11 protein-coding genes are annotated in these 13,546 nt (G+C 25.6%); all 11 read right to left on the bottom strand.

Annotated elements, in window-relative coordinates; all coding sequences use genetic code 11:
* Positions 1 to 2 precede the first annotated feature (2 nt).
* Positions 3 to 1,844 carry an AAA family ATPase gene (locus tag KHQ81_15510; GenBank protein QVK19767.1) on the bottom strand — a complete coding sequence of 614 codons (1,842 nt, stop codon included), beginning with the start codon at positions 1,842 to 1,844 and terminating at the stop codon, positions 3 to 5.
* A 1-nt stretch (position 1,845) separates the two neighbouring features.
* The gene (locus KHQ81_15505; protein ID QVK19766.1) at positions 1,846 to 2,466 is read right to left on the bottom strand and encodes an SAF domain-containing protein; all 621 of its coding nucleotides are present in this window, start codon (positions 2,464 to 2,466) and stop codon (positions 1,846 to 1,848) included.
* Between the two features lie 114 nt (positions 2,467 to 2,580).
* Complete coding sequence (locus KHQ81_15500; protein ID QVK19765.1) at positions 2,581 to 3,111, bottom strand: hypothetical protein; 531 nt, start codon at positions 3,109 to 3,111, stop codon at positions 2,581 to 2,583.
* The gene (locus tag KHQ81_15495) at positions 3,111 to 5,108 is read right to left on the bottom strand and encodes a hypothetical protein (protein QVK19764.1); all 1,998 of its coding nucleotides are present in this window, start codon (positions 5,106 to 5,108) and stop codon (positions 3,111 to 3,113) included. Before KHQ81_15495 ends, KHQ81_15500 begins: the two co-directional genes overlap by 1 nt.
* 79 nt (positions 5,109 to 5,187) lie before the next feature.
* Complete coding sequence (locus KHQ81_15490) at positions 5,188 to 6,990, bottom strand: ATP-binding protein (GenBank protein QVK19763.1); 1,803 nt, start codon at positions 6,988 to 6,990, stop codon at positions 5,188 to 5,190.
* Between the two features lie 12 nt (positions 6,991 to 7,002).
* Positions 7,003 to 7,890: a hypothetical protein gene (locus KHQ81_15485; GenBank protein QVK19762.1), complete on the bottom strand. Its 888-nt coding sequence runs from the start codon at positions 7,888 to 7,890 to the stop codon at positions 7,003 to 7,005.
* A 1-nt stretch (position 7,891) separates the two neighbouring features.
* A complete protein-coding gene (locus KHQ81_15480) occupies positions 7,892 to 8,308 on the bottom strand; it encodes a hypothetical protein (GenBank protein ID QVK19761.1) in 417 nt (138 codons plus the stop codon).
* Complete coding sequence (locus KHQ81_15475; protein QVK19760.1) at positions 8,277 to 9,503, bottom strand: hypothetical protein; 1,227 nt, start codon at positions 9,501 to 9,503, stop codon at positions 8,277 to 8,279. The genes KHQ81_15480 and KHQ81_15475 overlap by 32 nt, the downstream gene beginning before the upstream one ends.
* Before the next feature lie 9 nt (positions 9,504 to 9,512).
* A complete protein-coding gene (locus KHQ81_15470) occupies positions 9,513 to 11,858 on the bottom strand; it encodes a hypothetical protein (protein QVK19759.1) in 2,346 nt (781 codons plus the stop codon).
* Positions 11,859 to 11,973: 115 nt separating this feature from the next.
* On the bottom strand, positions 11,974 to 12,312 hold the full coding sequence (locus KHQ81_15465) for a hypothetical protein (protein ID QVK19758.1): 339 nt from the start codon (positions 12,310 to 12,312) through the stop codon (positions 11,974 to 11,976).
* Between the two features lie 2 nt (positions 12,313 to 12,314).
* Positions 12,315 to 12,980 carry a helix-turn-helix domain-containing protein gene (locus KHQ81_15460; protein QVK19757.1) on the bottom strand — a complete coding sequence of 222 codons (666 nt, stop codon included), beginning with the start codon at positions 12,978 to 12,980 and terminating at the stop codon, positions 12,315 to 12,317.
* Positions 12,981 to 13,546 lie beyond the last annotated feature (566 nt).

Genomic DNA, 13,546 nt, shown 5'->3' with positions numbered 1-13,546 from the left:
CCCTACTTTCTACGTTTTTTCTTAGAGTATAGTAATACCATATCATTTATAATTTGTAATAATTGTTTATATATATATTTATCTTTAGATAATGTTTGAGAATATAAATTCATTAATAAATTAGCTTGTCCAATTTTTTTATTATAATCTACTTTATAACTAATAAAATTTTTAAAAGTATCAGCAAATTCTTTTTTATTGACATCTCTACCAAATTCTTTATGTTTGTTCTGAATAATCTTTATTCTAGATTCATCGATCTTCAGTTTGTTCAAATCACTTATAAAAGCTTTATTTAGAACCAATGAATTAAAATCATCATTTGTTACTACAAAAATATCAGTTGAATATTCACATGCAATTGCAGTAGTATCTGTTAAACCTTTAGTATCAATAATTACAACTTCAAAATATTCTCTAACATTTTCAACAATTACTCTTAATGCTTCAGTTAATATATCATTATTTTCATATCTTCCTTCAGTTAAGATATGAAAATCATCTAAGCTTGTTGGCAATAAATATAATTTTTTTTCACTATCATATTGTAAATATTCTAGTACATCTATATAAGAATATTTAATAGATTTATAATTAGTCCCATCTTCAATTTTATCTAATATATTCAGTAACCATTCATATATATTTGGAGATGAATTATCTTGGCCATATAAAGGTATCATAGATGAAGCGTTTAAACTGAAATCTAATATAACGGTTTTAATTTTTTGTTTAGAATTAGAAAATAGTCCGCCTAATTCTTTTGATAAAGTAGAAACTCCTACTCCCCCAACTTTACTAGTTAAAGTAATGAGTTTGTTTTTGAAGATAATTGTTTTTGATTCATAATTACTTTTTACTTTTGCAATATGAGTTTTTAAAATATCCATAAACTGTTCTATTGGATTTTTTTCTACATTAATAAAATTAATATCATATTGATGTAATTTTTTATAATCAGTATCTTCATATAGTACAAAAATTTTAATAGAATTATCTACATCTTTTATTTCTTGATAAAGTTCAAATAATTTTTGGATTTCTGGATTGTAGAAAACAACAATATCACAATTACTTAATAAGATATCATTGCTTTTTACATTAGTAAATGAATCATTCTTTTTAATATTAAAAGTGTTTTCATCATTTTCAAACATATTATCGAGTTTTCTGCTTACATGAGGATCATCAATAAAAATACTTACATTTATTTTGCTTGATTTATAAAGTCTTTTATTTTGTTCATCTTCAATTAAGACACTTTTAGAGGTGAAATCATCTAAATAATGAGACATATCTCTAAGTGATTTGCCATTATTATATTGATGTATTATATCAATACGAATACTTTTTTTAATATCTTTTCTATTTACATCACCATATAAATAATCTAAAAGAATTATATCATAGATACCGTAGGCCACTAGTTTACCAAAAAGTTCTTTATTTTCTTCAGTTGTTAAATAAATAATTCTAATATTACTTTCTTTAGCTAGGAATGTTAAAGTTTCAAATATATCTTCTTTAGTAAAGAAAATGGTATTATCAATTAGAACAAATTGTAAATGAGGTTTTTTAATTACTTTATCGATTAGTTCCTTTTTTAAATAACCACTTTCAAATTGTCCTTTAACAAGTTCACTATTAGGGAAAATACTTTTTAATAAATTCGAATATGAATTTGTAAAACAAATTCCCTGTTCGTGTATAAAAATATCATCTAAATCATCATCCGTAATTTGTTCGTTTTCATCATTAATAGCATTTATTTTATTTGTTTCTTTTTCATTCATTTCGTCGTTCTTTTCATTTTTTATTGTTTCATTATTTTCAAATTCACTCATTTTATTTCACCCCTAATTCAGATTGTATTGATTCTAAATCTAATTTACTATCTCTAGTACTTAATAGTAAATATAAGTTTCCATCTTGCTCACTAAATTGCAGTATTTCAATAGCTATTTTAGGTTCAGCTAAAAAAGTTACAAATGTTTGACCGTTCAATTCAGATTTTTTTGTTACAAGAATTACTTCTTCCCAAGCGATTAATTCAGAAGTGTTTTTTGTGAATCCAACTATAAAGACATAATTTCCAGCATTAATCGAATTATCAATAGTTTGAACACGATCTAATGGCAACGTAAACTCAACGCTATTATTTTCTTCTCTTTGTTCAGAACTATCATATACCCTAGATTTTAAAATTGGTTTTTTGGGTTCTAAGTCGAATCGAGCAACTTTATTGTTTAGGTGTCCTATATCTAAAATATAATCTTCAATAGGGTTTATATCGTCTTTTTTAATCTTTACATAGGTTAAATTTTCTGGTTTGATTTGATCACCTTCTTTAATAGTGATTTTTACTGTCGGTACTTCTATAAATAAACTATTATAATAATACCAACCCCCATAAGTAATTCCACCAATTAATATTATACTAATTATTAAATTTCTAAGAATTTTCATCTTTTTTCTCCCTTCACAATTTTTATTATAGAAACTCATATTTTTAACCAAATTATAGCAAATTTATACAAAAAAATCAATATAAAAGAAAAAGCCTACAAAAAAAGTAGGCATTTACCAATCAATTTCATCATAAAACTTTATTTTTTCTTTATAATGTATAACTATTCCATCATTTACATATAACAAAGTTGGAAAATATGCAATTTCAACGTTTGATAATTTGGTATCTATTTTATTTTGGGCTACTTGACTAACTAAAATCAACTCATTGTTCCTAATATTTTGTGTGTAACTACCTTCATCTAATAATTTGCTAATATCTAACCCATTACCACTTTCATAATAATTTATATTACCATTTTCATCTAAAATACCTACAACAATATCGTATTCATTATGGTGTTGCTCCCAATTATATAGATTTGAGTTTAAGTCATTAGAGTTAATTAAGTATATAGGCAAACCTTTATTTTTTAATTGATTTATTAATGGTTTATACTGTTCCAAATTATCATTATATATAAAAATGTAACTAGCTGATTTAATATTATTTAAATCTTCGTTATAGTTTTTAACTAAATCTTTCGAATTACTACAGCCCACTAAGAACAACATTACAACCAGGATAAGTAATTTTTTCATTAATGACTCCCTTCATTAGCTAATTTAGAAAAGTTGGATTTAAAGTCTGTTTCATATTCTGTCAATAAATTAGTTTGGTCTAGTCCTTTTAATTCTGTATATAACATTTCAATTACTTCTGATTTATCTCTTTGTGTATAAACAACGTTATTATTTTTATCATATGTTGTAATTACGTATAAAGATAAAATATGTCTTAATTCTCCTTCTTGATTATCACTTAACTTATTATCTATAAGTAATTCTAAATCTTTTACTGCATAACAAATATTTTCTACATCATTTAAGGATACGGTGATACCATATTTTTGGTTATATTCAGTTATTAAATTATCTAATAAGTCTTTATCTTCTGGACTTAAAGCAAGACTTGAATTATAGTTGTTTTTATAATTAGAATGTGGTACTCGTATATCTTCATAACCTAGAAACCAAATAGCACCAATAACTATAATTATTATGACAACAGCTATTATTACACTTGAAAATACTGAACTAAATAAGGCCATTAACCAACCGAACATTTTACTAAATATTTGTGAGAAAATATTTAGTCTTTTAGAGAAGTTTTTTAGTCTACTGTTACTCCACCAGGATTTTACTTTCTCCATAAATTTACCATAGATTTTTTTTGAAAATATCGTTATATGATTCCCAATAGTCCTAAAACTTTCACCGATCATTTGAGATATTTTGGTTTTAGTCAATTTAGATGATAGATATTTAAGAGCTTGTATAGTTAAAACAAAAGGGAATTTGATAATATTTTTTAGTAATTTAAAAATTCCTAATAATAAACGTTTAGTACCTGTAATTAATCTAGAAAAAAGCCAATTCATAGGTTTATAAACCAAATTCCTTACCATCCAATTAAACGCTTTTATAGGCAATTTAAAGGGTAATGCAAGTATTCTTAATGGAGACAATAGGGATTTACCTATAAATTTCAAAGGTTTCAGTATCGGCTTAAAAATAAGCGATAAAGCTTTTTTAGATTTTAAGTATGATTTCATTAACAAGTTTGGAAAAAACATAATTGTTTTGTTTGTAAATAATTTAATATTAACAAATAATTTTTTAATTGTTGAATTTTCCCACCATTTACCAATTTTTGACTTTCTAAAATATTCACCAATTTTAAAACTTATCTTTTTGGACTTACGATTCAATTTGTTAATAATTGTGTCTTGAACATCAACACGTAATAAATTTCTAAATTCATCATCCATTATTAAACTTTTCATTTTATGTGTTGAAATAGACTTATTACTAATACTATTACTGGAATTAATTGTATTATTTAGTTTTTTAATTAAAGAATCACTGATTTTATTATTATTAAAATAATTAATATAAGCCGGAAATTTTTGCTTTGCCACAAGAGATATAAATTCTTGATTTTTTATTAAATCTTTAATGTGTTTATTTTTAATATAACTATTTAAAGAATATCCATAACCTTTTCTTATAACTTTTATTTTTCTAATTAAGTCATCACTTATATTTTTGTTATTGGTTATAATAGAGTCTAGATCAATTGCTTTTAATCGAATTCTCTTATTATTTATTTTGAAATCTTTAATTAAGCTTTGAAAACCAACATCTTTAAAATAAGTTTTAAATTCATCATTCTTAAATAGCATTTGAAAATCATCTTGTTTTATTATTTTAGAATTTTTATGAATTTTAATAAAATCATCCAGGTTGCTTTTTAAAGTATTACTTGTTGCTTCGTCTTTAAAACGTATTATGTCATCCAATGTTAAATTAATATTTCTACTAATCATTTTACTAGAAGCAATACTCTTTAAATCATTAACAGTTATGGAATTACGACTTGCAAGAGTATTAAATAGAATGTATTGAGTATTATTTAAAATTAATTGTGTAGATTGTAAAGACTTTTGATTTTCAACTTCAACTTCAGCTTTACGTTTATTTAAATAACTTTCGTATTCAGGATCATCAATGATTTGATGATTTGATACATTTTGCATATTTCCATCCCCTTAAAAACCAAAAGTGGTATTACGTACATAATAGCATATTTATATAAATAATACCACACCCATTTATTTAGTTTCCACCACCGGCACCCATTAAAGTGAGTTCATCTTCTCGAACATCAATATTTAAATATACCTTTTTATTTCCAGCTATCACTAATGCTTGTCCTCTTCCAGAAGTAGCGATTAATTGTTCTTCACCTTCAGTAAGATTCATTAATTCAGAAATTTTCTTTCTATCTACTTCGCCTAATTTCATTAATACTTTATAAGCTGGATTAGTAAAAATTGGCTCTCCATATCTAGCTATTGTAGGAGTTCCTAAAAAGTCAGTGGTATTTTGAGTCATAACCCATAAACTTCCTTCATATTTTCTTATACGTTTAGCTATATTACGAATAAATGTTAACATTTGAGGATTATTATCATCGATAAACAAATAAGCTTCATCTATAGATAAAATAGTTTTATCTGTACGGTCTCTTGTCATCATATACCAACAAAATGTCAAAACATTGAAAAACTGTGCTTTTTGTACTTTTTCACCAGCTTCTAATAATGAATTAACATCAAATACAACTAGGTTACTTTCGGCTTCAACTGATGTATAACCATTAAATAACATCCGATCAGCACCTAAAACCATTGGTTTTAAGTAAACACTTAATAATTTTAAGTCCTCAATATCGTACTTTGATGTATTATCAAAATTTTCTATTAATTCATCAATTGTCTCATAGACATCTTGCATTATAGGATAATCTTTATGAGATAATTTTGAAACATCTGTTTCATCAGTAATTTCTTTACGTTCGTAAACAAAGTAGATGATATCTTGTAACAGGCTCATTTGTTTATTATTAATTTCTGGTATATATAGTTTAAAAAAAGTTTCTAAGAATTGTACATGTAGAGACAAACTCCCATTAATTTTAGTCATACCTTCTATTTCGTCTAAATCCTCGCCCATATCTTTTATTTCTAAAGGGTTAATAATATTACCGGTTTTACCACTACAGTCTATTATGTCACCGTATAAACCTTTAGCTAAATCTATATACTCTCTTTCCGGATCAAATGCATAAATTTTTCTATCTTTTCGCCATTCATCAATCATCATTTTCTTCACAGTTGTAGACTTACCACTACCAGTAGTACCTAATACAAGAACATTTGAATTAGTACGATCACCTTCTCTTTTCCAAATATCTAATATTACTGTACCCCCTAATGTGTTTTTACCAAAGTATAATCCGGTACCATCATTTAATCCATCAAAAGTCATTGGCATTGAAGCTGAAAAAGTTTCTAACGGTAAGGTTCTAGCTATCATATCATCAAACCAGGTATTAAATGTTGGGAGAAAATATTGAAATGCTTCTTGTTGTTCAAAAGCAATAGGTTTGGCATTAAGAGAATTACCACGAATAATTCCTTTAATTTCTTTTAGAGAATCTTGTAGCTTTTCATAACTTTCAGCATTAACTTTAATCATTATAGATAAGTCAATCATTTTCATTTGTTCTTTATCAATTTTATTTAATAATGTTTTTGTTATTTCTTGTCTATTTTTAGCGATTTCTTTCATATATAATGATTGTGTTTCATTTTCTAACATTTTTGCATTAGTTAAAGTATTACGAATTTGTGTTTGTAAATCATGTACTTGTGTTTTATTGACTGAATACACAACTTCTACATTAGGTATTTTAGTTAAGAAAGACAGCCATCCAAAATTAACTTCTTCTGGATAATCAAAAATACCTAGTATAGCACAATATTGACTACCTATTTTAAAATAATTAGATTCGAACTTTATTTCACTAGGTACTATTAAATCCATAAAGTGTGTTTCTGCGAATTTTCGTTTCATTTAAATACCCCCTTATTTTGAAATACCAGTTGAATATTCTGGTACACGTTCGTATGGATTAATAAATAGTATTAATAGTTCTCGTAAATCATAATCTTTACAAATTTTGGTAGATAATCCTAACCCTTTAAATTTTTGTTCTACAATCAAAGCTTGTTGATATGATTTCTTTTCATTTTTTTCTACTTTCATTACTAAATAAAATACTTTTTCAATTAACTCCCCAGAAGAAAGTAATTTACTCACATGTTTAAATTCATGTTGATTTGAGTTAATTTTTAATACCAATCTTTGTTGTTCTATTTGTAATTTTCTTAATTGTTCTTTAATTTTATCAAATTGCTTTTTATTTTTTATGAAGATACTTGTTAATTCTCTAATAACATCATCTGATTTTTTTTCTAATTTTGCATATTCTAATTCTTGTTCAGCTTGTCTCATATTAGCATTACTAATATTATAATCTTTTTCTAAACCTTTAATTTGTGACCTAACAACAATTTCATTTTTCTTCAATTCTTCAATGAAATTACTTAAATAATTTTTAAAGCCTTCAATATTAGCTGGTCTCTGTAATGTTAGAAATTTATAGTTAAAATCAAAACTGGTGAGTATTCTTGTCAGACTTTTTTCAAATACTACTTTTTGTTCTTCACTAAATAAATCAGAGTTGATAGAACCAACTTCTAATACTATATACTTATTATTACTTTTATCGATAATAAAACCGTTAAATACATCTTTTACATCGAACCACTGTTGTATAGATTGTCTATATTTTCTAGTTTGTTTCCTAGAATATCGTGATTTTTTCTTTTTATTTTTTTTACCACCAATAGATAATAGTAATAGAATTATCACTAAAACTGGTATTAATAAAAACTGTATAGGAAATGGCATTTTATTCTTCCCCCTCTTCTTGGATTTTTCTAAAATCTAAAGCTTTTTTAAAGGTATTTAAATTTTCATAATTACTTTGATAGATATATCTAAATCTTTGTTGAATTCTAAAAAATTTTCGTATCTTTTTCAATTGCCTTCTTAAATTTGTACCATCACCCAAAGGAATTACTAACATAACACTAATTGAAATTACAAAACCACCTATTATAAACCATACTAACACAGGTAATCCTAAGTTTCTTAAAGATATAAGTATAATAATCCCAATTATTATCCCTATCGTAGCAGAGAAGAGATCAGCTCTTGTAATTCCATCAAAAACCTCATTATTTTTAGTTAATCTTTTAGGAATAATGTATCTTTTGTTCATTTTTACACCTCTTTTATCTTCTAAACATTTTTCCAACCACTCCACCAACAGCTCCACCTAAGCCACTAGCTACTCCACCAGTTCCACTTGCTTGTGTCCATTCTTTTATCATGTGTGGTGAACGTATCATCAAAAGACCAAATCCTAATGATAATAAACCACCAGTTGTAGCATAAGTAGTTACAAACAAAATAAATAACATTGTTTGACCAGCTTGAGTTAAGGCTATACTAACTATATTTTGAGTCCAAATTTTGATTGCTTGACTCTTGGTGTCATTTACATAACTAAAGGCAAACATAGGGGAGACAATTATACTAAATCCTAATTCTGCTACCCTAACAGCCATCTGTATCAAAAATATAATTGGGAAAATAATTAAGCCTATAATAGTAATAGTCGAAATTAAACCATTACTACTATGAGTTGCTGTATAAGCTTCATCAAATGTTACGTTATTCTTTACTGTATCAAAAATTGTGTTAGGATATCTTGGTACAGATATATTAACATCATCACTTATTGGTTTATTTAAATCAGCATTAACCGGTCTACAATACCTTTTATATAACATAGTCATTTTTTCACCGGTATTAAGTTCATGATTAGCTGGATATAAGGTATTAATTGGGAGTTTATAAGTAACACCTAATTGTCTTGTATCTTCAAAATAGCCATTAGGAGATACACCTGTCTCATTGGGTTCTACATCTTGATTACCCTCGTACCAACATGCTGTTTTAAACTTAATTCCATAATCATCCATATCTAATAATAATTCTTTAGAATATAATTCTTGAATATCTTCAGTAAAAACATATTGTATTAGTTCAGAACTAGTAGCAGTACCTAATTGAAAAGATAATGTTGCAACAAATGGACTTAAAAAAGTAAATATTATTGCTATTACAATTCTGCTTAAGAAAGTTGGTACATTGGTTTGGGGCAATTGACCTTCAGTTCTGAAGATATATAGTTGTAATATTTCCCAAATTGATTTTGTGATAATTAAAATCATTCCCACACTTGTAACAAAAGCAAGTAGTTTAGGTAAAAGTTCAATTTCTGTAAACATATTGAGAGAATCTTTAATTTTAAAATCAATATTTTTTAGTGTACCATTTAATGTATCGTGTATAATCATATTGATTTTTTCACTAAATGCCCAGTTGAAACTTTGTTCAATCGATTTCCAAAATTGTTTTAACGCTTCAATTAAAGCTTCATATATGGTTCCCACTTCATACACCTACCTATTCATTAATAATGAGTTCTTAACTATTTCAATTATTAACCCTATTATATTGACTAGAATTAATCCATAAATAACATATATCATAGCTGTTTTATTCGATTTTTTTTGTCCAGGATCATCACCAGAAAATAAAAATCCAATAAAATATTTAATTAAAAAAATAAAACCAAGTGTGTTAGCAGTCCATATTAAAATATTATCAATATTTTTCATTATATCTTTAAAACTCATATTAGGATTAAATAGAAATAAATCACTTGTTTTATTTATTGTAGTGAAATCATAATCTTTAATTTCACTCCATCTCAAATTTTGTTCGTTATAATTATTCATATTAAAATCTTTATCTACCTCTAAAGCAATAAAATTTTTATTTATTTCTGGAGTTTCAAATCCAACATAAATAATTTCTTTATTATCTTTATTTAACAAAGGATTCCATTCAGTTGTTTCACCAATTTGTTTCTGTAAATTATAAGTTTTTCCAATTAAATCAGTATGATCAGATACATAATATTTTTTTGTAATTTTCGTTGGATAACTCATAGCATTATAGGTTATTTTTTTAGTTGAAGAGTATTTTGAATAACAAACAGAAGAAGAATCTATTCCCTCTAATACAATGGTATCAGTTTTAGTTCCATAAGTAATTTTTTTATTAGTTAGATTACCACGATTTAAAAACCAATTTGCCTGGTCTAATTCACTATCAAAAGATTTAAAATACGCTAGATATACTGACAATTCACCTAAAGGAACATCATATGTTTCAATTACTTGTTGACATGTTGCTTTATATCTATTTGTTTGTTCAGAATTTAGAGATAATCTTTTTTCACTAGAAATGAAGGCTTTTTTATTAAGATATTTAGGTGCTTCATATCCGGTTTGATTTTTTGCTAGATCATTCCAACCATCAACACTAAAAATTTGTTTTTTATGTTGATACCATGTTTGTTTATCGGTGTCATTAGCTTTAACCCATTGAGTAGAACTGGTTTGCTGTGGCACATCATTTTCAAAGTAATATTTTTCTTCATCAGTATCTTTCCACATATTCACATTTTGGAGAGTTTGTTTTTTATAAACCTTTTTTGTTATAACATTCGTGGGGATCCATCTTTCAGTTGTACTAATTTGTTTTATTTTATAGCACGAATTATTAATTATTTTATAATCAATAGCACATGAATTTTGATTTGATAATGTGTTATTAGAATTAGAAATTTCTTCTTTTAAATTAACTGAAGTATCAATATCCCATGCATAAGAAACGTTCTTTTCCCATTTTTGATATTCATTGTTATATCGTGTCTTTGATGTATGACTAACATTGTTGTAATCTCTCCATGTTTTTTCAATATTTATATATTTGATTTCTGTATCTCCACTTTTATCACTTGGTTTACTAGTTGACCAACCATATTCTTTGGAAATTGTTTTACTAGCACTGTCATCTGAAGTTGATTTAAAACCATTAGCAATCCAATATGTTTTATCCTTAGTATCATCTTTTTTATAATAAATAAATGTTCCATTTTCATGTTTAAACCCTTTACTGTTAGCTACCGTTGATTTGTCTTGTTCTAAAGTATCATCATAGTAAATTCTCATACCATCTAAATCTGAATCCCAACCAGGAGCTTCATCAACATAGTAACAAACATCACTAATATTTTCATCTGGCTGAAAATCCATAAACCCTTTATTTCTTTTCCAAAGGTCTAAACATATTTGATCATAATGTTTAGTTGTGTTTTCTTCGTAGTATAATTCTCTATTTGTTGTAAGATTTGTCCATTTGAATTCCCCACTAATAAGTTCTGTACTATTATTTAATGTTAATAACGATTCTTTATTTAATTCTACCCAACGTTCATCTTCAACATAATTTTGTTTTTCATATATAATAAAATCTTGAGTGCTACCATTTTCAATCCAACGTTCATTTTGAGTATTGGTCATTTGTTCACCTTCATATTTAAGTGGCTCATTTGTATCAACCCAAGTTTCTGACAAGTATACTTGTTTTTTATAAAGAAACTTGTCTTTTGTAACTTCGATATAAATCCACCTTATAACATCATTATTTCCATCTTTAATTCCACCAGGTAAGTATTGAGGATAATCATTTAAATCTATCCCATATTCACCATATATTTCTTTTAAATCAGATAATTCTAATATTATTCTATCATCTAAATCAGTGTTATACTGTCCAGCTACTTGTCTTGTTTCTAGCCTATAGGCTTTTTTGGATGAACTAGCTTCTACGTGTAAAAAATTAATAAGTAAAAATAAAAGTATTATGTTTATAAATATAACCTTTTTAAATTTCATAATCCTCACCTTTTCTTTATCTTTAATCAAATATTAGCATTTTTATACAAAAAATTCAACATATTTGGTGAAAAGTGTAAAAAAAAGAGGATTACACTCTGCAATCCTCTTTTTTTTAAATAAAATAATATTTAACAGCTTCCCATATTAATCGAGCAGTTAATATACCAGCCATTACAAAAATAGGAAGTTTTAAATTAGCTTTTGCTTGTTCTTTTTGATGTGCATTATCACCAGCTAATAGATACTTAATAAAATTAAATAAGAATAATACAAATCCAATTGCTAAACCAACCCAAGTTAATACCTCTTCTAGTACATGAACAAACCCCCCTAATTTATCTTGTAAATCATTCAGTGCTTCATTACTATTATCAATATAATCATTTTCCTTTGTTGTTGTAGTTAGAAAAAAAGTAATTTTAAATAAAAACCCATTTAACATATTAAACATATCTACCTTCTCCTTCTATTTTTAATAAGATTTGGATCAAAAGTATCTTTTCTAATATACCATTGTCCTAATTTTTTAACACCTTCACATAACCCAGATTCTAAAGCTCGATACAATTGAATTTTAGAAATTCCGAATACATCACGTATATAACCACTTGTATAATGAATATCGATAAAGTTTTTCAACTCATGATAATCTTTATCCTTTAATCTTAGTTCAAAAACTTCTATATTATTTTCTTTAATATATTTTTTGAGCGTTCTAGAATCAACACCTAATTCATCACTAACATCTTTTATTTTTCTTCCAATAAGTAGATGTTTATTTTTTTCCCATGACTCGTTATAGATAAAATACTTATTATTGAAAAACTCATATTTAAATACCCCTTCATTAAGTAATTTATAAATTTGTCTACGTTCAATTTTGTATTTTATCTCTAGTAAACCAACTTCTATCATTGTATTTGAGTTTTTCTTTTGTATCGTTTGAGAAAGTTCTGTAAGCATATCGGCTTTCATATCTACTTCTTTTTGAGTCATGTATAATTTTCCGTTTTTCTTAAATGCCTTTAATTTTCCTGTACGAATAAGAGTATAAATTCTACTTCGTTCTAATGGGAATTTTTCAATTAGTTCACTTATACTATAAATTTTTTCAGTCATATACTCACCACCTTCTTATAGAAAAAAATAAATTAATATCCAAGTTATTGATACTATAGAATTTAATATCAAAATAGAATATGGTTTATTAAAATATATTTTTTCATTATTATCTAATAATTTAATAATTATTAAACCAATTAGACTAAAATAAGTAAGTAGAGTAATGTTGAATAATAATACAAAAGTTGTAATAATTACTACTAATATACCAAACACATAATATAGATTATCTAGATAGAAAAATAATAAAATAAATATTATAGCAAACCAGGAATAATCTATTCCTACAAACAAACAAAAAGTTAATAAAAAGAAATTAATGATAATAATTAACCAGTAATTCTTAATTTTTTTTAAACTTTCAATTTGTAAACTTATTATAGGAATTAAGAATAGCATATTAAAGGTTGTCGATAGTTCTAAACCATATAAGAAAAAAGGTTGAGAAATTATAGCTAGTATTAAACTCCCTATATTGATTATCAATTTTTCCTTCTTTTTGATATTGTTATACGTTTGATAGTAATAATAAATATACATTATAAAAAACAATTGTCCTATAT

The organism is Mycoplasmatota bacterium, assembly GCA_018394295.1.
In the GTDB taxonomy this organism is placed as follows: Bacteria; Bacillota_I; Bacilli_A; order Haloplasmatales; family Haloplasmataceae; genus JAENYC01.
The sequence above is the reverse complement of the archived record's forward strand: the minus strand, read 5'-3'. Positions and strand labels throughout refer to the sequence as shown.

Bases quoted from the DNA above. Each gene is read 5' to 3' on its own strand.
- KHQ81_15510 (QVK19767.1), bottom strand. From the start codon at position 1,844: ATGAGTGAATTTGAAAATAATGAAACAATAAAAAATGAAAAGAACGAC.
- KHQ81_15465 (QVK19758.1), bottom strand. From the start codon at position 12,312: ATGTTTAATATGTTAAATGGGTTTTTATTTAAAATTACTTTTTTTCTA.
- KHQ81_15490 (QVK19763.1), bottom strand. From the start codon at position 6,990: ATGAAACGAAAATTCGCAGAAACACACTTTATGGATTTAATAGTACCT.
- KHQ81_15485 (QVK19762.1), bottom strand. From the start codon at position 7,890: ATGCCATTTCCTATACAGTTTTTATTAATACCAGTTTTAGTGATAATT.
- KHQ81_15505 (QVK19766.1), bottom strand. From the start codon at position 2,466: ATGAAAATTCTTAGAAATTTAATAATTAGTATAATATTAATTGGTGGA.
- KHQ81_15495 (QVK19764.1), bottom strand. From the start codon at position 5,108: ATGCAAAATGTATCAAATCATCAAATCATTGATGATCCTGAATACGAA.
- KHQ81_15460 (QVK19757.1), bottom strand. From the start codon at position 12,980: ATGACTGAAAAAATTTATAGTATAAGTGAACTAATTGAAAAATTCCCA.
- KHQ81_15500 (QVK19765.1), bottom strand. From the start codon at position 3,111: ATGAAAAAATTACTTATCCTGGTTGTAATGTTGTTCTTAGTGGGCTGT.
- KHQ81_15470 (QVK19759.1), bottom strand. From the start codon at position 11,858: ATGAAATTTAAAAAGGTTATATTTATAAACATAATACTTTTATTTTTA.